The sequence below is a fragment of the Paraburkholderia phymatum STM815 genome, assembly GCF_000020045.1.
GTDB classification, from domain to species: domain Bacteria; phylum Pseudomonadota; class Gammaproteobacteria; order Burkholderiales; family Burkholderiaceae; genus Paraburkholderia; species Paraburkholderia phymatum.
In genome coordinates this window covers 152,295-174,194 of the sequence record NC_010625.1, presented here as the reverse complement: position 1 = coordinate 174,194, position 21,900 = coordinate 152,295, and the positions used below count along the sequence as shown (strand labels likewise).

At 62.8% G+C, this 21,900-nt stretch carries 15 protein-coding genes and 1 pseudogene; 9 read left to right on the top strand and 7 right to left on the bottom strand.

Going from position 1 to position 21,900, the window contains the following annotated elements; translation table 11 throughout:
• Positions 1 to 227: 227 nt before the first annotated feature.
• Positions 228 to 1,739: a CoA-acylating methylmalonate-semialdehyde dehydrogenase gene (locus BPHY_RS28450; protein ID WP_012404913.1), complete on the bottom strand. Its 1,512-nt coding sequence runs from the start codon at positions 1,737 to 1,739 to the stop codon at positions 228 to 230.
• 111 nt (positions 1,740 to 1,850) lie between these two features.
• On the opposite strand from BPHY_RS28450, the gene BPHY_RS28445 reads away from it, so the two are divergent.
• The 4 genes from BPHY_RS28445 (at position 1,851) to BPHY_RS42000 (ending at position 6,297) form a co-directional block, all read left to right on the top strand.
• Entirely contained in the window at positions 1,851 to 2,792 is a 942-nt protein-coding gene (locus BPHY_RS28445; RefSeq protein WP_012404912.1) for a LysR family transcriptional regulator, read from the top strand.
• 335 nt (positions 2,793 to 3,127) lie between these two features.
• Positions 3,128 to 5,665 carry a PAS domain S-box protein gene (locus BPHY_RS28440; protein WP_012404911.1) on the top strand — a complete coding sequence of 846 codons (2,538 nt, stop codon included), beginning with the start codon at positions 3,128 to 3,130 and terminating at the stop codon, positions 5,663 to 5,665.
• A gap of 105 nt (positions 5,666 to 5,770) precedes the next feature.
• A complete protein-coding gene (locus BPHY_RS28435) occupies positions 5,771 to 6,019 on the top strand; it encodes a hypothetical protein (protein WP_012404910.1) in 249 nt (82 codons plus the stop codon).
• A 119-nt stretch (positions 6,020 to 6,138) separates the two neighbouring features.
• Positions 6,139 to 6,297: a hypothetical protein gene (locus BPHY_RS42000; protein ID WP_012404909.1), complete on the top strand. Its 159-nt coding sequence runs from the start codon at positions 6,139 to 6,141 to the stop codon at positions 6,295 to 6,297.
• A 129-nt stretch (positions 6,298 to 6,426) separates the two neighbouring features.
• On the opposite strand, the gene BPHY_RS28430 is transcribed toward BPHY_RS42000, so the two are convergent.
• Positions 6,427 to 6,756 (bottom strand): hypothetical protein, encoded by a 330-nt coding sequence (locus tag BPHY_RS28430; RefSeq protein WP_012404908.1) that lies wholly within the window; start codon positions 6,754 to 6,756, stop codon positions 6,427 to 6,429.
• 327 nt (positions 6,757 to 7,083) lie between these two features.
• Here BPHY_RS28430 and BPHY_RS28425 point away from each other — a divergent pair, with 327 nt between their 5' ends.
• Positions 7,084 to 8,373 carry an MFS transporter gene (locus tag BPHY_RS28425; protein ID WP_012404907.1) on the top strand — a complete coding sequence of 430 codons (1,290 nt, stop codon included), beginning with the start codon at positions 7,084 to 7,086 and terminating at the stop codon, positions 8,371 to 8,373.
• A 61-nt stretch (positions 8,374 to 8,434) separates the two neighbouring features.
• Here the strand turns inward: BPHY_RS28425 and BPHY_RS28420 are convergent, their stop codons facing one another.
• Complete coding sequence (locus BPHY_RS28420) at positions 8,435 to 9,478, bottom strand: LacI family DNA-binding transcriptional regulator (RefSeq protein ID WP_012404906.1); 1,044 nt, start codon at positions 9,476 to 9,478, stop codon at positions 8,435 to 8,437.
• 129 nt (positions 9,479 to 9,607) lie between these two features.
• Between BPHY_RS28420 and BPHY_RS28415 the strand changes: the two genes are divergently transcribed.
• The 3 genes from BPHY_RS28415 (at position 9,608) to BPHY_RS28405 (ending at position 12,064) form a co-directional block, all read left to right on the top strand.
• Complete coding sequence (locus tag BPHY_RS28415) at positions 9,608 to 10,441, top strand: NAD-dependent epimerase/dehydratase family protein (RefSeq protein ID WP_012404905.1); 834 nt, start codon at positions 9,608 to 9,610, stop codon at positions 10,439 to 10,441.
• 198 nt (positions 10,442 to 10,639) lie between these two features.
• Positions 10,640 to 10,945 carry a hypothetical protein gene (locus tag BPHY_RS28410; protein WP_041765965.1) on the top strand — a complete coding sequence of 102 codons (306 nt, stop codon included), beginning with the start codon at positions 10,640 to 10,642 and terminating at the stop codon, positions 10,943 to 10,945.
• Between the two features lie 291 nt (positions 10,946 to 11,236).
• Positions 11,237 to 12,064 (top strand): hypothetical protein, encoded by an 828-nt coding sequence (locus BPHY_RS28405; RefSeq protein WP_012404904.1) that lies wholly within the window; start codon positions 11,237 to 11,239, stop codon positions 12,062 to 12,064.
• A 401-nt stretch (positions 12,065 to 12,465) separates the two neighbouring features.
• Here the strand turns inward: BPHY_RS28405 and BPHY_RS28400 are convergent.
• A pseudogene (locus BPHY_RS28400) lies at positions 12,466 to 14,627 on the bottom strand (M1 family metallopeptidase).
• Positions 14,628 to 15,324: 697 nt separating this feature from the next.
• On the opposite strand from BPHY_RS28400, the gene BPHY_RS28395 reads away from it, so the two are divergent.
• Positions 15,325 to 16,914 (top strand): EAL domain-containing protein, encoded by a 1,590-nt coding sequence (locus BPHY_RS28395; RefSeq protein WP_012404903.1) that lies wholly within the window; start codon positions 15,325 to 15,327, stop codon positions 16,912 to 16,914.
• 293 nt (positions 16,915 to 17,207) lie between these two features.
• Here BPHY_RS28395 and BPHY_RS28390 read toward each other — a convergent pair whose 3' ends face one another.
• The 3 genes from BPHY_RS28390 to BPHY_RS28380 form a co-directional block, all read right to left on the bottom strand.
• Complete coding sequence (locus tag BPHY_RS28390; protein WP_012404902.1) at positions 17,208 to 18,572, bottom strand: sigma-54-dependent transcriptional regulator; 1,365 nt, start codon at positions 18,570 to 18,572, stop codon at positions 17,208 to 17,210.
• Positions 18,562 to 20,445 carry a sensor histidine kinase gene (locus tag BPHY_RS28385; protein ID WP_041765583.1) on the bottom strand — a complete coding sequence of 628 codons (1,884 nt, stop codon included), beginning with the start codon at positions 20,443 to 20,445 and terminating at the stop codon, positions 18,562 to 18,564. The genes BPHY_RS28390 and BPHY_RS28385 overlap by 11 nt, the downstream gene beginning before the upstream one ends.
• A 61-nt stretch (positions 20,446 to 20,506) precedes the next feature.
• A complete protein-coding gene (locus BPHY_RS28380; protein ID WP_012404900.1) occupies positions 20,507 to 21,871 on the bottom strand; it encodes a 2-hydroxycarboxylate transporter family protein in 1,365 nt (454 codons plus the stop codon).
• Between the last annotated feature and the right edge of the window lie 29 nt (positions 21,872 to 21,900).

Sequence of the window (21,900 nt, the reverse complement as noted above, 5' to 3'; positions counted from 1 at the left end):
GACTCAAACGTCGGCCTTGGATATCAGACTACCCGTACTTACGCGATCGACAAACCGGTCGGCATAGAATTCACAGTTTTCGAATCGGGAATAATCCGGCGATCGAGACCGGCCGATTCGATCGCTCACATGCAGAGCCGCGTGATGTAACGTCAGATCGGTCCGCCAAACGCGAAAACGCAGCCCTTCGTAAAAGACTGCGTTTCTCCCAGTTAATCGCGCATTAATTATTTCGCGGTCGGCATCGCAAACTCGGCACCCTTCTCGATACTCTCCGACCAGCGCTGCATGATCGACTTCTGCTTCGTATAGAAGCGCACGCCTTCTTCGCCGTATGCATGCGTATCGCCGAACAGACTGCGCTTCCAGCCGCCGAAGCCGTGCCATGCCATCGGCACGGGAATCGGCACATTGATGCCGACCATGCCGACTTCGATGCGGCGGCCAAACTCGCGTGCGATGTGACCATCGCTCGTGAAGCACGCGACGCCATTGCCGAACTCATGCGCATTGATCAGTTCGACGGATTCCGTAAAGTCCTTCACTCGCACACAAGCCAACACCGGCCCGAAAATCTCTTCCTTGTAGATGCGCATTTGCGGCGTTACGTGATCGAACAGCGTGCCGCCCGTGAAGAAGCCGTCTTCATGACCCGGCACTTTCAGACCGCGACCGTCGACGACGAGCGTCGCGCCTTCCTTCACACCTTCGGCGATATAACCTTCGATCCGCTCCAGCGCCTGGCGCGTAACGATCGGGCCCATTTCGGCGTCGGCCTCCATGCCGTTCTTCACGATCAGCGTGCGGGCGCGCTCGGCGAGCTTCGGCATGATCTTGTCGGCCACGTCGCCGACCAGCAGCGCGACGGAAATCGCCATGCAGCGCTCGCCAGCCGATCCGTATGCGGCGCCGATCAGCGCGTCGACGGCCTTGTCGAGATCGGCATCGGGCATCACCACCATATGATTCTTCGCGCCGCCCAGCGCCTGCACGCGCTTGCCGTACTTCGCGCCCGTTTCGTAGATGTAGTTCGCGATCGGCGTCGAGCCGACGAAGCTCACCGCCTTGACGTCCGGGTGCGTGAGCAATGCATCCACGACCACTTTGTCGCCCTGCACGACATTGAACACGCCATCGGGCAGGCCGGCTTCTTTCAGCAGCCCGGCCATGAAGAGCGCAGCCGACGGATCGCGCTCGCTCGGCTTCAGAATGAACGCGTTACCCGTCGCAATCGCGACCGGGAACATCCAGCACGGCACCATGCAAGGGAAGTTGAACGGCGTAATACCCGCGACGACGCCCAGCGGCTGACGCATCGTCCAGTTATCGATACCCGTCGACACCTGTTCCGTGTAGTCGCCCTTCAGCAGTTGCGGAATGCCGCATGCAAATTCGATTACGTCGATGCCGCGCGACACTTCACCCTGCGCGTCCGAGAACACCTTGCCGTGCTCGGCCGTGATGATGGCGGCCAATTCGTCGCGATGACGGTTCATCAGTTCGAGGAAGCGCAGCATGACACGCGCGCGGCGGATGGGCGGCGTATCGGCCCACTTCGGAAACGCAGCCTTCGCGCTGGCGACGGCCGCTTCGACATCGGCCGCTTCGCCGAGCAGCAGCTTGCGGGCTCGCGCGCCCGTGGCGGGATTGAAAACGGCCTGGCTACGGGTTCCCGTGCCGCTGACGCGCTGGCCATGAATGAAATGACCCACGTCTGCGCTGTCGGTATAGGCTTGCATGTCGGCTCCTCCTTCTTCGTGAATGGCGTTGATTGGAGTGTAGAAAGCGGCGGACATGCTGGAAAGAGGCTAACATTGAAATCAATGTTTGCTTTCGTGAACAATGAGTGTATGGAAACGCAAAATATCGAAGATCTGTGGACGCATCTGCACTGGCTCACGATGCTCGCCGAACAGGGCACCTACACGGCGGCGGCCGCGCGTCTCGGCGTCAGCAAGGCGGCGATGAGCCAGCGCATCTCCGAACTGGAGCGCGCCGCGGGCATCTCGCTGGTGCAGCGCACGACACGCAGCGTGCGCCTGACGGAAGCTGGCCAGCAACTCGTCGATGCCACGCGCGGCCAATATGCCCAGATCGCGGCGAGCTTCGCGCAGGTCCGCGAACTGTCGGGCGTGCCGCGCGGACAGGTGCGCGTGACCGCGCCCGTTGCGTTCGCGCGGCAGCAACTGGTGCCGAAGCTGCCCGAGTTTCTGTCGGCAAATCCGGCCGTGCGTGTACAGCTGGAAGTGTCGGACCGCCTCGTGTCGCTCGCCACGGAAGGCTTCGACCTCGCGATACGCCACACCGCGGAGCCCCCCGACACGCACGTCGCGTGGAAGCTGTGCGACACGCGCTCCGTGATCGTCGCAACGCGTGCCTACCTGCGAAAGCGCGGCATGCCGAAGTCGCCGGACGAACTCGCATCGCACGACTGCCTGTTCTACCCGCGCTCGATGGGCGAGCCGATGTGGTCGTTCGAGCGCAAGTCGGCGCGGAAGAATACTGCGCGGCCCGTCGCGTTGCCCGTGAAAGGCCCGTTTTGCGCCAACAACAGCGAAACGCTGCGCGACGCGGCGCTCGAAAGCCTGGGCATCGCGCTCGTGCCGGATTTCACCGCGCAGGCCGCCGTGCAGGCGGGCAAGCTGGTGGTCGTGTTGCCCGACTGGCGAGTGACGGGCGCCTTCGCCGAGCAGCTTTATATCTTGCGGCCCTACGCGTCACACGTGCCGCGCGCCGTCGGTCTGTTCGTCGGCTATCTGCGCGAGCGTTTTGCGCAGGGTTTCCCCGTCTGAGCCAGACGACGACGCCGTACGCATAGCACGGCATGCCTTGATAACTGCGCTTATCCGATGCGCATGCCGGCGCCCTGCGCTCCCTCTTCGCTGCCGAAGCCAAATTACAACTTGATGACACGATGCTTGATTCCGGCCACGACACGCGATGCTCGATCCGAATAGCGCTATATCGCGCGCTTGAGCGGCCGCCGCGCAAGCGTGTATAACCGTTGAAACGGCGCTTCGCACCTCTATGCATGCTGCATGTGAATTTGCATAGGAATGCCGCATGCGAGCAATCACAGTATTTCCCACGTACGTCGTCATCGACGTCGAACGGAGCTTGCCCCACGATGAACGCCAGCCAGGACCGACAGATCGACACGCCCGACACGGCCGCCCTGCTCGATCGCGAGCGCTCGACGAACGCGCGTTTGAGAAAGCTGATCGACGCACATTCCAGAATTGCCGCTGCGAAGCTGGATCTCGACCGCTTCCTGTCGCTCGTCACCGACGCGCTGCTCGAACTGGTGCCCGCTGCGCATGCGTCCGTGGTCGAATGGGTCGACGGCGAGGACATGGTGTATCGCGCATGCAGCGGCACCATTGCGCAGCACGTCGGCTTGCGCCTCAAGCGGGACGGCAGCCTGTCGGGCCTGTGCTCGGTCGAAAAGCATCTGCTGTATAGCGTCGATACGGCGAACGATACGCGCGTCGATGCGGCTGCATGCAGGCGCGTGGGCGCGACGTCGATGATCGTTGCCCCGCTGCTGTACCAGTCCGAAGTAGCGGGCGTGGTCAAGCTGATGGCGGGCAGCCCAGGCGCGTTCTCTAACGACGACATCGAAACGCTCGAACGGATCACGTCGCTCGTCGCCTCGGGCATGGCGCATCAGCGGGTGTTTGCGGAAAACCGTGCGCTCATCGAGCAGAACACCATCACGATCGCGCGGCTGCGCACCGAAATCAGCCTGCGCGAAGCCGCCGACAGCAAGCTCGAAGCGTCGCTGCGCCGCCGCCGTCTCGTGCTCGACACGACGCACGATGCGTTCGTGTGCACCGACGCCGACGGCATCGTTATCGACTGGAACGATGCCGCGACGCGCACCTTCGGCTACGCGCGCGACGCCGTCATGGGGCGGCCGATGCTGGACGTGTTGTTCCCCGCGCGCTGCAAGGACCGCTATGCCGAACTGGACGTGTTCAGGATCACGCCGGAACCCAATGCGGACGGACCCTCGTACCGCAGCCGCACCGAGCTCATCGCGCGGCGTATCGACGGCAGCGAGTTTCCCGCGGAACTGTCCGCGTGCCCGGTGCACTTCGACGGACACATCGAGCTCGCCTACTTCATACGCGATGTGACAGAGCGCTTCAGCGCGCGAGAACTCGACAAGCGCTTCCGCGTGCTCGTCGACGCGATCAAGGACTATGCGATCACGATGCTCGACCCGCATGGGCACATCACCACGTGGAGCGCGGGGTCGACTCAGGTGATGGGCTACACGCCGGATGAAGTGCTCGGCCAGTCATCCGCGCTCTTCTACACGCCCGAGGACGTCGCGGCGGGCAGGCCGAAACGCGATCTCGAACTCGCCGCACGCGAAGGCCGCATCGAAATGGAAGAGTGGCGCGTGCGCAAGAACGGCACGATCTTCTGGGCGAACATCATCACGACGGCGCTGCGCGATCCGAATGGCGCGCTGCAAGGCTTTGCGAAGATCACGCGCGACATGTCGCGGCGCCGGCGTCTCGAAGAACTCGAAGCATCGAGCCAGCGCATGAGCCAGTTCCTCGCGCTGCTCGGGCACGAACTGCGCAATCCGCTTGCGCCGCTGCGCAACGCCGTCAGCATGCTGCAACTGAAGTCCGCCAGTCACGGTGCCTTCGTACCCGAGCATGAACTGATAGACCGGCAGTTGTCGCATCTCACGCGGCTGGTCGACGATCTGCTCGACGCCGGACGCGTCACGCTGGGGCGCGTGCAGATCGAGCCGAAGCCGGTATCGATGCAGGCCATCGCGCAGCTGAGCATCGAGGGCAGCGCGCCGCTGCTGGCCACGCGCAATCAGACGCTCGACGTGGTGATGCCCGACACACCGATGTATATCGAAGGCGACCTGACGCGCATGGTGCAGGTCGTGCAGAACCTGCTGAACAACGCGTCGAAGTTCAGCCCGCCGGGCGCATCGATCGGCTTGCAGGCGTTTCGTTCGGGGCGGCTGCTGGCAATCCGCATTCACGATTCCGGTCGCGGCATCGACCGCGATGCAATCGACGCGATCTTCAACCTGTTCGTGCAGGAAACGCCGACCCAAGAACAGGCCGACAAGAGCGGGCTCGGGATCGGGCTGACGCTGGCGCGCGCGATCGTCGACCTGCACGGCGGGCATATCGACGCGCATAGCGAAGGACGCGGCAAAGGCAGCGTGTTCACGGTCTGGCTGCCGGAATGCAGCCGCGCGATCGCGGACGAAGGCCAGCGCGACGAAGCGCCTGGTCCCACGCGGCCCGTCGATCTGAAAGTGATGGTGGTCGACGATAACGTCGATTCCGCCGACAGCATGGCGACGCTCGTACAGGTGCTCGGACATGAAGCGCACGCCGTGTACGACGGCGCGGCCGCCATCGAACTCGCTCGCAAATTGCAGCCGCATCTGGTGTTGCTCGATCTGTCGATGCCGAAGATGACGGGCTTCGATGCGCTGCCGCACATCCGCCAGGCGATCGCAGCGCCGGGCGCCGTGATCGCTGCGATGACGGGGCTCGGCACCAGCGAAGACCGCGTGCGGACGGAAGCCGCGGGATTCGACCTGCACCTGACCAAGCCCGTCGGTCTGCCCGACCTGGAAAGCGTGTTGCAGATCGCCGTCGCGCACGTGCGCGACTAGCGGCATGGCGGCTCCTCGGGGCTCGCTTACCGATCCTTCCGAACGCTCAAGAAGCGCTTTTGACGGGACGTTAGCGAAGACAGTACTTTCAAGCGAGGATCGAACGTGGAAACAGTCAACCCTGAACTCATTGCGCGGCTCGTGCGGATCAACCCTGTCGTCATCGTGAACGGCGAGACGTCTCGCTCGCTGCGCTATCACGGCAAGCGCAACGTGCGCGCGCTGATGGGCTTTCTCGGCACGTATCGCGACATGCGCGCGCTCGTCTACAGCCATTCGGCAAGCGGCCGTCAGATGTGGCTCGATGTGCAGACGGGCCGCGTGTCGCAGCTGCCCGTGCCTGTGCCGAACTGACTGGCGACGGCGACCCGTTGGAGCCGGCATCGCATTTCTCATCTGCCGCACCGTGTCGACAAGCTCGGCGCGGTCGTTTCTTCCAGTGCGCACTATCTTGTCCCCGTCGCGATGCCCTGATGCAAGCTACGCTGTCGGGACGGCTAATTGCCGCCGAAGTCGGCAACATGATCGTCATCGAACTCGACCGCGCGCCCAGCGGCGAAGCGCATCCGATTCGGGCGTACCCAAGGCAGTTTGTCATCGATCCGCATGGCAGTCCGAAAGCGGCAGGCTGACGCAGGTTGCCGTAGCGACGAGTCGTTGACGTGTCTCCGAGGTGAGCTTTGCGCCGGTCGCAAGACCGGCTGCTTTTTCGAGTGTCTTGTATCTTTTAGCCTGAGCGAGACGAGGCGATAAGCCCGCGGCTAAACCGACGCGAACACCACAGCGCCCTTGTTGCCGACCTGGGTGAACGTTCGCATGAAGCGGTAGGCGCTGCCGTTGACGGTCAGCTCGTTGAACCCGGAGTGCGTCGACTCCAGAATGGCATCGGCGAGTTCATCCAGTATCGCGCCGCATTTTTTCAGTTCGTCTTCCAATGCGCTGATGTCCCCGACATACAGCGTGCTGGTCCCGCTCGGATTTCTGACCATCACGAGATGTCCGCCTCTGTCCAAGGCGAGTTCCAGGTATTCCGACAAGGTCGCCATCGCTTCCGTGTTCGACACGGCACGGCGTTCAGACGTTGAGCCCATGTAGCCCCCGATAGTTTTCCCCACTATGGGCATCGTACGCCAGATGGCTGACCGTCACATCGTGGCCACCCGCACAGGTCGAAGAAAACGATTAACTTTGTAGACGCCTATCCGGGCGCTCATCGCGCGTCAGCCCTGAGAGAATAGGCGAAAACACGGACTAGCCAAGCTGCTTCAAACCTTCTATTCTTAGAAAAACGTTTTCCAAACCTCCCGGAAACATGCGAGTGCGCCGCTAGCCAGGCATGCGCATCCCCGCCCCGGCGCTCGTCGCCGGTCATGAACAAGATCGCGGCGCGACGAGCGATGCCGCGAACGGAGACATATATGCAATCTGCCGTCGTCGGCGTCGTACGCGCCGCCAGCCGCTTCCGCTGGACCGTCTGTGCGCTGCTTTTCTTTGCGACCGTCATCAACTATATGGACCGACAGATCCTCGGTCTTCTCGCGCCGCTGCTCCAGCACGAAATCGGCTGGACGCAGGTGCAGTACGGCCGCATCGTGATCGCGTTCTCCGCGTTCTATGCAATCGGCCTGCTCTGCTTCGGACGCGTGGTCGACTGGCTCGGTACGCGGATTTCGTACGCGGGCGCGATGCTGATCTGGAGCATTGCCGCGATGCTGCACGCGGCCGTCGGCTCGGTGATGGGCTTCGCGGCCGTGCGCGCGCTGCTCGGCGTCGGCGAGGGCGGCAACTTCCCGGCGGCCATCAAGACCACAGCTGAGTGGTTCCCGCGCCGCGAGCGCGCGCTCGCGACGGGCATCTTCAACTCCGGCGCCAACATCGGCGCGGTGTTCGCGCCTGCGATCATCCCGGCGATTGCGGTGATGTACGGGTGGCGCGCGGCGTTCGTCATCATCGGCGCGATCGGCATCGTATGGCTCGCGGTGTGGCTTGCGATCTATCGCCCCGCTGACGGCAGCGTGCAAGACGAAGCGTTCGACGAACCGCGCGACGAAGTCGAAGCACTCGACGCCCGCCACGCCAACGCGCGCGCGCCGGGCTGGGGCGAGTTGATCAAGAAGCGTGAGACGTGGGCGTTCCTGATCGGTAAATTCCTGACCGACCCGGTGTGGTGGTTCTACCTGTTCTGGCTGCCGAAGTGGCTCAACGAATCGCGCGGCATGGACATGCAGCACATCGGCTTGCCGCTCGTCATCATCTACGCGATCACGACGGTCGGCAGTATCGGCGGCGGGTGGATTTCGTCGGCGCTGCTGCGCAAGGGCTGGAGCGTCAATGCGGCGCGCAAGACGGCGATGCTGATCTGCGCGTGCTGCGTGCTGCCCATCGCGTTCGTGTCGCAAGTCGATAACCTGTGGATGGCCGTCGGCATTGTCGGTCTCGCAGCCGCTGCGCACCAGGGCTGGTCGGCGAATCTGTTCACTACCGCTTCCGACCTCTTCCCGCGCCGCGCACTTGGCGCTGTGGTCGGTATTGGCGGGATGGCGGGTTCGATCGGCGGCGTGCTGTTCTCCGAAGTGATCGGCCAGGTGCTGCAACGTACGGGACACTACTGGGTGCTGTTCGCGATCGGCGCACTCGCCTATCTGCTCGCGCTCGCGATCATGCACGTACTGACGCCGCGCATGGCGCCCGCGAAGCTCGATGCGTAAGCAGGCAGGGCGCGCCGCCACGCGCGGCGCGCGTACGGAAGTACAGCGCCAGAGCAAGGCTTCAGCTGCAAGCGGCCGTCGATTCACGCACGATCAGCCGCGGCTCGAACATCGAATGCTCGGCCTCGCCGTGACCCGCCAGTGCGTCGATGAGCTTCTGCATCGCCAGTTCGCCCATCTTCTCGCTCTGGATGTCGACAGTCGTCAGCGCAGGCGAGGCGTACTCGCCATACGGCACGTTATCGACACCCGTCACGGAAACGTCGCGCGGAAGCTTGAACCCGAGCGATGCGGCTTCCTTCATGAAGCCGAGTGCGATCAGGTCGTTGTAGCAGATCACCGCCTGCGGCCGCTGCGGCCCGAGCATCACGCGCGAACAGGCCTGCTCGCCCGCCTGCGCGGTCGGTGCGTGGGCATCGTGCACGTCGAGCGACAGGCCCACTTCGTCGAGGCACTCGCGCACGCCGCGAATGCGCTCGTCGTTGATGCGAGCCTGACCGAAGCCGAGATAGGCAATGTGGCGATGCCCGAGATTCAGCAGATGACGCGCAAGCATGTACGTCGCAAGCCGGTTGTCGATACCGACGCTCGGTATCGGCAACCCCGGACTGCGCCGCAACAGCACGACCGGCTTGTTGAGCTCGAGCATCCACTGCGATTCTTCGTCGGGCATGCGCGAGCTGATGATCAAGCCGTCGACGCGCTGCGCGAGCGCCTCGATCAGCGAACGCTCGCGCGCCTGGTTCTCTTCTGTATCGACGAGCAGCAGCGTGTAGTCGTGCTGGAGCGCAACGCGGTTCGCTCCCTTCACGACGTTCGTGAAGTGAGGATTGCTGATGTCGAGAATCGCCAGCCCGATGGTGCGCGTGCGGCCCGTGATCATCGAGCGCGCAAGCGGGTTCGAACGATAGCCGAGCCGCTCGATCGACTCCTTGAGCCGTGCTTCGACGGCGGGAGAAAAGCGCTGCGCGCCGTTGATGTATTTGGACACCGTGGCGACGGAGACGCCCGCCGCGACGGCCACATCACGAATCGTCGGGGAAACTTTTTTCATGCGGAGGGTAACGTTTTCGTTTGCGTTGGGCGATTGTCGCAGAAACCGCATGAAGCGAAGGCGTGACGGCCGTATCGGGTCACATTACCAGTTGAACTGGATGGGAGCAATTGACGCATTCCCCGTCTCGCCTTTATAGTCGGAAAACGTTTTCCTAAATTTATCGAAGGATCATCATTCATGAACGAGACATCCTCTGTGTCCCGCAAGCCGTTTCGCCGCCTGCTGCTGACGGGCGCGGGCGGCAACCTGGGTCGCCAGCTGCGCGACGCGCTGGCCGCGTGGGCCGACATCGTGCGCGTCAGCGACATCGTCGCCGTGAGCACGGCGGCGGCGCATGAAGAAGCGAGCGTGGTCGATCTGGCGGACCGCGAGGCCGTGATGCAGATGGTCGAAGGCGTGGACGCGATCGTGCATCTGGGCGGCATTTCGATCGACGCACCATTCGACGATCTGCTCGAAGCGAATATTCGCGGCACGTACAACATCTACGAAGCCGCGCGCAAGCATGGCGTGAAGCGCGTCGTGTTCGCCAGCTCGAATCACGCGATCGGTTTTCATCCCGTCACCGACGTGCTCGACGTCGACGCGCCGCAGCGTCCCGATAGCCTGTACGGCGTGACGAAGTGTTTCGGCGAGTCCCTCTCGCGCTATTATTTCGATCGCTTCGGCATCGAGACGGTGTGTCTGCGAATCGGTTCGTCGTTCGAAGAGCCGAAGAATCCGCGCATGCTCGTCACGTATCTGAGCTATCGCGACTTCATCGAACTGGTACGCTGTTCGCTGTTCACAAACCGCGTCGGACATGCTGTCGTGTACGGCGCGTCGGACAATCCCGTCAAGTGGTGGGACAACACGAAAGCGGGCTTTCTCGGCTTCCGTCCGCGCGACAGCTCGGTGCAGTTCGCCGAACGCTTCCCCGTCACCGCGCCGACGACCGAATACGACGACCCCGCACAACGCTTCCAGGGCGGTGCATTCGTGCTCGGCGAGCCGATGGAACGCAAGGCCTGAAGCGCTGTCGTGCAGACACACGGTGCCGCGCAATGCGGCATTCTGCAGGCGAATGAGTGCGCGGTGCAGGCACAGATGTGCACCAGGCGTCAACCTTGAATCGGCTGGTATGATTTATTTTTCGCAGCCGTAATGCATTGCAGGCGAAGTTTCGCAGCGTGTACCATGTCACCAGGGCAAAACCCTTGGAGGATGATCATGGACAGGCACGCAGTGCATTACAGACGCCACGTCATCATCCCACTAGCGTCCGTCGGTGCTCGTGGATACGCGGCCAGCGTGTTTGTCACGGGCCCGAGCGGACGGCGTAAAGCCTTTGGCATCCTCGGTTACTTTTCTTCCGAGGAAGAAGCGATCGAGTACGCGACGTCATGTGCGAAAGCCCGCATCGAGGGCAACCTGATTCCGGGATTGCCGCGCAAACTCAGTGCGATGCGGCACTGGTTTCTGCGCCATGGCATCCGCCGTCCGAGCGGGTTGTCCGCAGCCAATCCCTGGGATTGATCGGACAATTTGTCGTGAAATTGGCGCACCATTTTTGACGCGCGCTCCCGACACGCAAACTAAACCGAAGCGTCCGATAATCAGAGAAGCTTCGACACGCCGCGTTCCATTCACATGGCACGCGTGACGTTCATGGCAACCTCGCCCGCAGCGGGGATGCGCCATTCTCTGGGTGTCGTCCGTTTGTTTCCACCTTTCAGGCCCGCCACTTGCTGGCATTTGTCTGAATATAGACGCGAAGCAGTCGCTTGAACGGGTCGGCTCGCGTCATTCGAAAGACTGTCAGTACGTATGATGACCACCCGAAAGATATTGATGATTCTCGCCGGGCTCGTGCTCGGCGCGGCATTGACCACCTACCTCATGGTGCTTCAGGCGGACCGCCGCGCAACGGCCGAAGCCACAGCAGGCATGGACGAGAGCGCGAGCCCTTCCGCCGCCGGATCGCGCGTCAGCGAAAACCATGTGACGGAAGGCAGCATCGGCTCGTCGACGCCGCGCGCATCCACGAAGGATGTGACCGTCGCCCCGCAGGCAGTCACGCCCGCTCCGCCAGCGCCGGCCGCGCCTGCTGCCGCGCCAGCCCCGCGCACAGCGTTTGTGCAGCAGGCTCAACCGGTAGAGCCGCCGCAACCTGCACCGCCGGCGACCGTCGCTACGATGAACGTACCCAACGCAGCAGCACCGAAGGTTGTTCCCGCACCGCGCGCGCAGCGAGGCCGCGACACCCTCGATCGCCGCTCGGCATATCAAGGCGCGACGCCGGAAACGGAAGAACTCGTGCGGCAATCGTCCAAACTCGATCCCCTGTTGCCGCCGCCTGCCGCCGCAGCGCCTCCCAGCTTGAACAGCGCGAACATGGATCAGCACAACACGTATCGCGGTTCGTATCATGCCGGGGCCTCGCAAACGGATCAGCTCGTGCGCGATTCAGCGAAGCTCGATCCTTCGCTGCCGCCACCGGATATGGCCGCGGTACGCGCCGCGACGGAGCAACAGCAACGCAGCACGACAAAACCCGTCACGAATGCAAGCACGAACCCTGTTGCGGCCGCGCTGACCGAGCAGTTGGTGCGCGACTCGGCCAAGCTCGATCCGTCGCTTCCGCCGCCGAAATAAGCGGCATTCGAAAACGGCAGCGCACTGCGCCGTCAATCCGAAGCGCAACAATAGCGCCGCTGCGTTCGCAGCGGCGCTATTGTTTTCTGATTCGTTAGATCATGAGGGCTGTTTTATCTCACACGGCTCTTCAAAACGGAAAGTCCAGGGATTGCGACAGCGTTTTCCACATGTCCGTTTTCGCCGCCGCGTACGCGGTCTTCTCGGCAATTGGCTTCAGCGTGTCCCCGGTTGCGGCCTTCTGACCGCGTGTGGACTTTCATCGACTTCATGATCGAGCGGCCCGCGGACAACCGGAAGTACTTTCTCGATCCCGCTGAAGTGCGCACATATAGGAACAGTCGCGCACTCCCGCCCGTGCTGGGGAAGCGCGCGACACATTCAGACTTAGCCTTCGCGCGTTACTGCGATTTGCTACGCGGCTTCAACTTGCCCTGGTAGCGCAGGATCGGACGAACCGTCTCGGCCTGCGGCGCGAGCAGCAGCTGACGACGCGCCATCACGCTCGGCGGCAGCGCGATCGAGCCGATTGTGGCAGCACGCGACGGATCCGCGAGGCCCGAATTCACGAGCATCTTCGCTTCCATCTGCAGGTTGGTCAGCAGCACGGGATCCGTCAACGCACTGCTTTGCGCGAGCAACTGACTCCACGCGTTGTCGCCGTAATTCGTCACGTAATAGTCGAGTCCGCTCGGGTCCGCGACGACGGCCGAGCAGCCGTTGACCCGCACCTGAGTTTGCGCGTCCGACAACGCTACCATCTTGCGCCGCGAGAGACCTTCGCCGTACGCGAGCGTCAACGGAATCGTCCATTGAATGCCCGGATACAGATTCTGGTTCGGATACGGCGACTGTTTGAGCGTAACGACCGTCTGGTTACTGGTCAGATCGCACTGCGTATCGAGCGACACGAGCGGCACGCCCGTTTGCCGCACGAAGCTGTCGCCAATCGCGACCATCGGTTCGCCGCTCACTTTCGCAAGTTCGTCCCACAAACGCTTCGGCGTCGAATTGCCGAGCGCGTAGTCGGCCAGATACGACTGCAGGCCCTTGCGCATCACGGCGTCGCCGAGATAGTTCTCGAGCATCTTCAGTACGATGCCGCCCTTGTCGTACGTGAACGGGCTTGCGCTCAACACGAAGTCGTTCGACGCCCAGTCGTTGAAGTTCGGCTGCACCGGGAAAGAGGTGTTTCGCAGATCGCGCGACATCACCGCGTACTTCGTCTTCACTTCGTCGACCCAGCTGAAGCGATCCGGGAAGAACAGGATCTTCGTCCTGTTCTCGAAGTACGTTGCGAACGATTCGTTCATCCACACGTCATCCCACCAGTCGAGCGTCACCAGATCGCCAAACCACTGGTGCGCCGCTTCATGCGTGAGCACCGTCACGCCGTAGTCGGACATCGACGTGCCGGGAGGCGGAAGGATGTCGTCGGCGAATTCGAGAATGGCGCCCAGTTCTCCATCCCGCCGAAGTTCAGGTCCTTCTGCTCCTTAAATGCGTCGTTGGCGGCGATCGTGTCGAACTTCGTCAACGGCAGCGGAATGCCCGTATAGCGATAGTAGTAATCGAGCGCCTGCTTGGTTTGCTGCATCGCGGGCACGGCCCAGTCGCGCATGCCAGGCGGCGTGAAAATCCGCAGATGCAGATTCTTGCCGTCCTTCAGCGGACTCACGAAGTCGTCTTCGAGCGTATCGAACATGCCGCCGCCGAAGAACAGCAGATACTGCGGCATCGGCGGCGTCTTCTCGAACGTCACGCGCTTGTAGCCGCTGTCGACGGTGACGGACGGACCCTCCGCGGCGTTCGACACGACGCGCCAGTTCTGCGGCACTTCCGCCGACACTTCATACGTCATGCGGAACGCCGGCTCGTCCCAGCCGGGGAACCATTGGCGCGCGAGATTGGTTTCGCCTTGCGTGAGGATCGCACCGCTCGTCGTGCCGTCGGTTCCCTTCAGGTCGACGCGGAACACGCCTTCAGCGGCCGAGCAGCCGGGATACGGATCGTCGCCGCAACTGCCGCCTGTTTTCGTCGCGGGGTCGTCGTAGGTCTTGAAGTTGATGATGCCCGACCACTCCATGTGCAGCGAGTAATTGCCGGGACGAATCTGCCCGCTGATGGGCCGCAGCTGATAGAAGTCGCCGTCGTCCTGCGGCGTTGCGATCAGCTGGATGTTGCCAGGCTGCAGCGTCGTCTTGCCGTTCACGAACTTGATGCGGTGCCCCGCGATCACGATCTGGTCGACGCTCTTCGTCACCTTGATTTCGACATCCGCGCGGCCGTCAAAGGTAGACAGATCGGGGTTCGGCCTGAACCACAGCTTGTAGTTGACCGGCTTCACGGTGTCGGGTAACTCGACGGGCGGGACCGTCTTGTTGACCGACGCATCGGCGACGATGGGCGAGGTCGGCGCCGGTTGCGACGCCGGCACCGTCGCGCTTGTCTGCGCGGTTTTGCTCGAAGTCAGACCGCCGTCGTCTCCGCCACCACATGCACTCAATGCCAGCGTGGCAGCCAACATCAGGCACCGCGCCTTTAACCGAAAACATGATCGCATGATTCGTCCTTATCGGATAAAGCAGCTCTGGAAATGTGTGGTTATGGCTCTCGCTTTTAATTAGAAAAATCGCGAATAAAGGTCTCCCTCACACGCGCTTAAGGCGAATGAAAGAAGTACAAATAAAAGACGAAAACAGCCCTCGGCCCGATTCGCCGATATTTACCGTTTAAAACGTGAGCTAGAGAAAAAATTACGGCGTGACGACGGCGCAGACGACTGCCGCCGCACGTGTACAGACTCGCATGGCCGACGACAAGCGAGTCGCGATTGCGAAAGGCCCGTCTCGATAACTGTCGGCTTACGATGAGCGCTAGATTAGTTGGGCAAACGTTAGCATGTCAACTTCCATTACAAAATATTTGTTCGGTTTTAGCGCTATGCCTTTTGATTGATTTTTATCTCTTTTGAATTAATGTGCCGGGTATCGAAATTGCGCAGCAACCCGGGATATTTTCAGAAAGGATTAAATCGAATTTCGGCTGGATTCCCGTCCGCGCCAATGCGGGTAAAGCGATTAACTTAAACGCATTCGACACGTCATGCACCCTCAGATCCATCAGGAATGCCATCCAATTAGACGGCAGCCTTCCGGGCTCTCGCAAAACCGTTTGCAAATGGGTCGCATGCCATATTCTTCGGACGAAATCAGCATCGTTCCCGCGCTCCACCACTGCCATCGGAACCCGATGTGACAATGCTTTTTTCTTTTCGCAAACCAGTCGCAGTGGGTCGCAGCTTCACGCCGATGCTCGCGCTCGTCGTTGCCGTCGTGTGCGGTGTGTGCGTGCTCGTCACGGCCGCGTTGTGGGCGCGTCATGCGGACCAGGCGGCCATTCGCGAACGCGAGAGCCTGATTGCAGGCGACATGGTCGCGTCAATCGACCGGATTCTCGACAGCGTGATATCACGCGCGCACTCCGGCTTGGCGACACTGCCGGGACGCCCCTGCCCGCTCGTCGAACATCGCCTGTCCGAGCTGCAGACCTACGTGCTGTATGTGCGCAGCGTCAACCTTGTGGCGAATCAGAATATCTACTGTTCTTCGGCGCTGGGCAGCATCGATATGCCGCTCGCCGCCTATCTGTCGCTCGCGCCGGCGCGCATCGAACTCGACCTGATCGCAGGCACGCCGCAACAGCCGCGGGAGCCCGTCATGCCGCTGTATGTTCCGACGAGCAAGGACACGGGCCTGCTGTATGTGGTCGAAGCGCGCTATCTCGCCGATACGCTCGCTCATGGCGTGCGCTATGAAGCCGGTCAGGTGGTGTTGGTCGTATCGAATGCGCGAGCGCTGGACGCATACGGCGAAGTGATTTCCGCCGAAAGCGCCGCCAAGTGGAAAGGCACGCGTGCGTCTTCGGCGCGCTGGGCCTTTTCGATCGTCGTCGTGGCCGCGCCCGCGTTCGTTACGCAAACGCACTGGAAATACGGGCTGCTGGCGAGTGCAGCAGCCATTCTCGTGAATCTGCTGATCGCAGCCGCGTACCTGATCGCCTTCGCGCCGCGCCGGCTGCTGCTGTCCGCCGTGCGCCGCGCGCTGAAGCATGGGCAATTGCACTTCGCGTATCAGCCCGTCGTCGAGATCGCCACACGCCGCATCATGGGCGTCGAAGCGCTGATACGCTGGACGCATCCGCGATGGGGCGCCGTGAGTCCCGCCGCGTTCATGACGGAAGTGGAGCGCAGCAGCCTGCTCGCGAGCGTCACGCGCTTCGCATTGCAGCGTGCGACCGAAGAAATCATGCGGAAAACGGAGCTCCGTCCGTTGCGCATCGCCGTCAACGTCGCGCCGATGGATCTCGAGCGCAAGGACTTCGTCGCGGACGTGCTGGCCGTTCATGCAACACTTCCCGCCGACATCACGCTCGTCCTCGAAGTGACCGAGCGCTTCCTCATCGACAAGCATCCACGCACCGACGTGATCTTCAACCTGCTGAAGGCGCAGGGCGTGCGCTTCGCGATCGACGACTTCGGCACGCAGCATAGCAACCTCGACCTGCTAGGCCGCTTCCCGTTCGACTATGTGAAGATTGACGGAGAGTTCGTGCGGCAAGTCGACAAGCAGGGCGGCGAGCTGATTCGCGCGATCGCCGCCGTGTCGAAGCATTACGGCATGGAAGTCATTGCGGAAGGCGTCGAAACGCAAGCGCAGCATGAAGCGCTGCGCAGCCTCGGCATTCCGTACGGACAAGGTTATCTGTATCAGCGCCCCGTACCGGCCTCGCGGCTTTTCGTCGATACGGGCGCGAACGTGATTGCGACGAAAACACACGTCACGCACTGATCCGCGCGGCGCATGCAGCGCGCAGCGTGCATTCACCGTGTGATAGCCGAATTTCTTACGGCGCACGCTCCCTCTGTCAGTTCGTCGAGCGCCGATCAATCAGAAAGCAGCAACGGCATCTCTGCGTCTGGTCGCGAACGGCGATGATGTGCCGCGCGGCAATGCCGGCGGATAGAAATGGCGGCCGCAGGAAGTGTGAGGCTTCGTCTATCCGCCGCTGTTCGCGCGCACGGCGGCGAGCAACGCGTCCGTGCAGATGTTGATGGATCGCCTCGATCGCTGGCGACCCAACGCTAGCTGTCGACCTCTTCGCCTTGCGCATCGCGCCCGGCTATCTTCAGCAGCCGAAGCTTGTGATACAGCGTCTTCTTCGGCATGCCGAGCGCCTCGCTCGTCTCGGCCACGTTGCCGTGATGGCGCCGCAGCATGTCTTCGATCAGCATGCGTTCGAAGTACGCCATCTGATCCGAAAGGGAGCCGCCTTTGACGGGCGCGCTCGCGCCTTCGGCCAGCAGACTGTCGCCCGTGAGACCGAGCACGAAGCGGTCCGCGACGTTCTGCAACTCGCGCACGTTGCCGGGCCACGCGTGCGTCATCAGTTCCGAAACCTGCGACGCCGACACCACGGGCGCAGGCTGTCCGAAGCGGCGCGCGGCAGCCAGCACGAAATGCTCGAACAGCAGCGGCACGTCCTCGCGACGCTCGCGCAAAGGCGGCAATTCGATCTGCGCGACGTTCAGCCGGTACAGCAGGTCCGCGCGAAACCGGCCGTCGGCGGAGAGCGCAGCGAGATCGGCCTTCGACGCCGCGATCACACGGCAATCGACGGCAATCGACTCATTCGCGCCGAGCCGTTCCAGCGTGCGCTCCTGCAGCACGCGCAGCATCTTGATCTGCAGCGCGACGGGCATGGTTTCGATTTCATCGAGAAACAGCGTGCCGCCATGCGCCCATTCGATCTTGCCAATTCGCTTCTTGATCGCGCCCGTGAACGCGCCCGCTTCGTGGCCGAACAGCTCGCTCTCGAAGATCTGTTCCGGCAGTCCGCCGCAATTGAGCGCGACGAAATGCTTGTCGCGCCGGCTACCGAAGTCGTGCAGACTGCGCGCGATCAGCTCCTTGCCCGAGCCTGTCTCGCCCGTGATCAGCACGGACACCGACGTGTCGGCGAGACGCAGGATCTTCTTGCGCACCTCGGCCATCGCGGGCGACTTGCCGAGCACCAGCGCTTCAATGCCCTGCCAGTTCTCCAGCGCGGCGCGCAAGCCTTGCACTTCGAGCGTGAGCCGGCGCTTTTCGACGGCACGGGCGACGCGGCCCGCAATATGGTCCGACGAGAACGGCTTCTCGATGAAGTCGTACGCGCCCACCTGCATCGCGCCGACGGCCGTCGAAATGTCGGCGTGCCCGCTGATCAGCACGACTGGAATCTGCGCGTCGATCGCTATCACCTTGTCGAGCAGTTGCAATCCGTCGATGCCCGGCATCCGCACATCCGACACGATCACGAGCGGCGCGCCGGGAGCGACTTCAGCGAGCGCCTGCGCCGCCGACGCAAACGCGCTGACGGGGAAACCCGCCAGCGCCACGGCCTGCTCCACGCCGAAGCGGACGTTTTCGTCGTCCTCGACGACGAGCACGCGAATCTCAACTGTCATGAACCACCCTCTGCGACATCGCTGCCGCGAATTCGATCGTGAATTGTGCGCCACCGTCCGTGCGATTCGCGGCCGAGATCTTCGCACCGAAGCCCTCGACGATACGGGAGGTGATTGCGAGCCCGAGACCCAGCCCCTGACCGCGCGGCTTCGTCGTCACGAATGGCTCGAACAGATGCGCGAGCACTTCGGGCGCAATGCCCGGACCGCTATCGGCTATCGTGAACAGAACGCGCTCGCTTGCGTCGGGTTGCGCCGCATGAATGCTGATGATGCGCCTGTGCTCGTCGCGCACCGCGTCGAGCGCATTGCCCAGCAGATTGACGATCACCTGCTGCAACTGGCTCGACTCCGCCCACACCGTCGAGGCCGCCGGGATATCTACATCGAGCCGCACGCCTTCGTCGCGGATGCGCGCTTCGTAGATGAGCCGCGCGTGCGCAACCGCCTCGGTCAGCGACACGGCCACTCGCTCGACCTCCGGCTTGCGCGCAAACGCTTTCAGCTCGCCTGTCAGCACGGCCATGCTGTCGACGAGTTTGCCCACGCGCTCCAGATTCGCCACCGCCTGCGCGGGCTGATTGCGCTCGAAGAACGTGCGCGCGTTGTCGCAAAGCGTGCGGATCGCGACGAGCGGCTGGTTCAGCTCATGCGTGAGGCCCGCGGCCATCTGACCAAGCACGGCGAGCTTGCCCGCGTGCACGACCTCCTGCTGCGTGTCGCGCAGACGCTGCTCGGTCCGTTTGCGCTCCACGATTTCCTGCTGCATGCGCTCGTTCGTCGCCGTGAGCGCGGCCGTGCGCTGCGCGACTGTTATCTCGAGCCGGTCGTTTGCGACACGCAACGCGTCCTGCGCCTTGAGCTTTTCGGCAATCGCGCGCCGCCGCTGGACGGCATACAACGCGTACAGCCCGGCGATCACGAACGCACCCGTCACGAACGCCAGCGCAACCTGCTGCTGACGACGCGCGCCCGCCACGTCGAGCAGAACCATCAGGGAGTCGCCCGCTTGCGGCGCGGGCCGCGACATCACGAGAAATTGCGTGCTGCGGCCCGCGCGACGCCAGTCGGGAAAACGCCCGAGCCACGCCGTGCCGTTCCCGTCACCGACACGGCGATAAGCGAGCGCATCGACGGTGCGGCCCGCGTATTGCCGTGATGCCTGGATGTCGCGTTGCTGTTGTGCTGTGATGGGCCGCAACGCGGTGAACTTCCATGCCGGCACCGTCGAGATAACGATCACGCCGTTGCTGTCGATCACCATCGCAGCTTCACCGGGCGCCCGCCATGCCGCTTCGAGTGCATCGACGCTCAACTTCACCGCTGCCGCGCCGATCGGCTTGCCCGCATCGCGCACGGCGCTCGCGAAATACAGGCCCGGCATGCCCGTGTTTGTGCCGATGCCGAAGAAGCGTCCCGTGCCATGCGCGAGTGCATCCTTGAAGTAAGGCCGATAGGACACGTTAGTGCCGACGAAGCTAAGCGGCTGGTTCCAGTTGCTCGCGGCGATCACCTCGCCTTGCAGGTCGATCACGTCGACGGCAAGACTGCCCGCATCGTTATTGACGGCTTCGAGATAGGTGTCGACTTCGCGCACGAGTTCGGGTGACGCGCGCGATCCCGCGGCCAGCATCGAGCGCACGCTGTCCTGCCGCGCCACAATGGCGGGCATCATCTCGAAGCGTCCCAGCTCGCTTTTCAGGCTCGCGGCGTACAGGTCGAGCCGATGCGCGCCGACTTCCGCGAGCGCGTCGATCGCGCGGTTCCATGCGAACTCGACGGCCGCTGCCGCTACGCCGAAATACAGCGCGGCGGCAGTGGCCCATGCCCACAACGGTATGCCTCTTATTGTTACGCGCACGTTGCTCCTCATCGATGCCCGACGCCGGATGCCGCGCTTCGCATCAGTCCGGCACGCCGTCGGGCACGGCGCATCAACCGAAGTGCGCAAGCAGGATCAGCGTCATCGTTACCACGATCGCGCCGCCGATGCGCGTGGCGATCTGCGCGAACGGCATCAGCGTCATACGGTTGGCCGCTGTCAGGATGGCGACGTCGCCCGTGCCGCCCTGACCGCTATGGCAGGCGTTCACAATCGCGGTGTCGATAGGGTACATCTTCAGGAAGCGTCCAACCACAAAGCCCGTGCCCATCAGCGTCGCGACCGTCACGACGATCGTCACGATGTTGGCGAACGTGAACGCGGCGATGAGCTTGTCCCACGGCGTCATTGCCACGCCGATCGCGAACAGCAGCGGGTACGTCACAGCCGTCGAGAAGAACTTGTAGACGACGAACGCGCCTTCCTGCAGTTGCGGCGACACCGCGCGCGCGAGCTTCACCAGCACCGCGAGAAAGAGCATCGCGACGGGCGCGGGCAAGCCGAACAGATTGCGGCACATCAGGCCGAGCAGGTATAGCGTGATCGCGGTAATGCCGGCGGCGGCGATATGCGAGACGTCGATATGGCCGGTGATCTCTTCCTTCACGGGATCCATTTCATCCGTCTCGCCCACCTGCAGGCGCCCTTCGCCCGTCAGGTGCGGGAAGCGCTTGCCGAGCATGTCGAGCGCGCCCGACAGCACGATTGCCGTCAGGCTGCCTAGCATCACGGGCGGCAGCACCTGGGCGAACAGCTCGCCCTGCGGCAGATGCATGATTTCCGAGTAGCCGACGGACAGCGGAATCGCACCTTCGCCGACGCCCCCCGCCATGATGGGCACGACGATATACAGCAGCGTGTGCCGCACACCGAGTCCGAACGCTGCGCCGACGGCCGTGCCGACGATGGCGGCCGCGATCGAGCCCACAGCCAGCGGCACGAAGATCTTCACGAAGCCCTGAATCAGCACGCGCCGGTCCATGCTCAGAATGCTGCCGACGATGATCGACGCGATGAACAGGTACAGGAAGTTCGTCGACTTGGTGAACTCCGTCGTCAGATGAAGGATGGGCTTCGGCAGCAGATGGTAGTACGTCAGCGCAGATGGCACGAAGGTCGCGCAGATCGCCGCAGCGCCGATGTTGCGCAGAATGGGCAGGCGCTTGCCGAATTCGGCGCAGGTGAAGCCGAAGAACGCGAGCACGGCGATCGCCATCGAGATCTCGCCGGGCACCTTGCCCGTCACCGCGAAACCCGCGATCAGCGCGAGCAGGATTAAATAGACGGGCAGCGGAATGATGCCGATCCGGTATTCCATCAGCTTCCACCAGCCTTCCGGCCAAAATCGGGTCTTGCTGACGGCTTGCTGCGTGGACGCCGGCCGCGAATGGCCGGAGGCGTGAGAGGTGGTTTGCAAAACATGTCTCCTTGATTTGCGATGCGTGG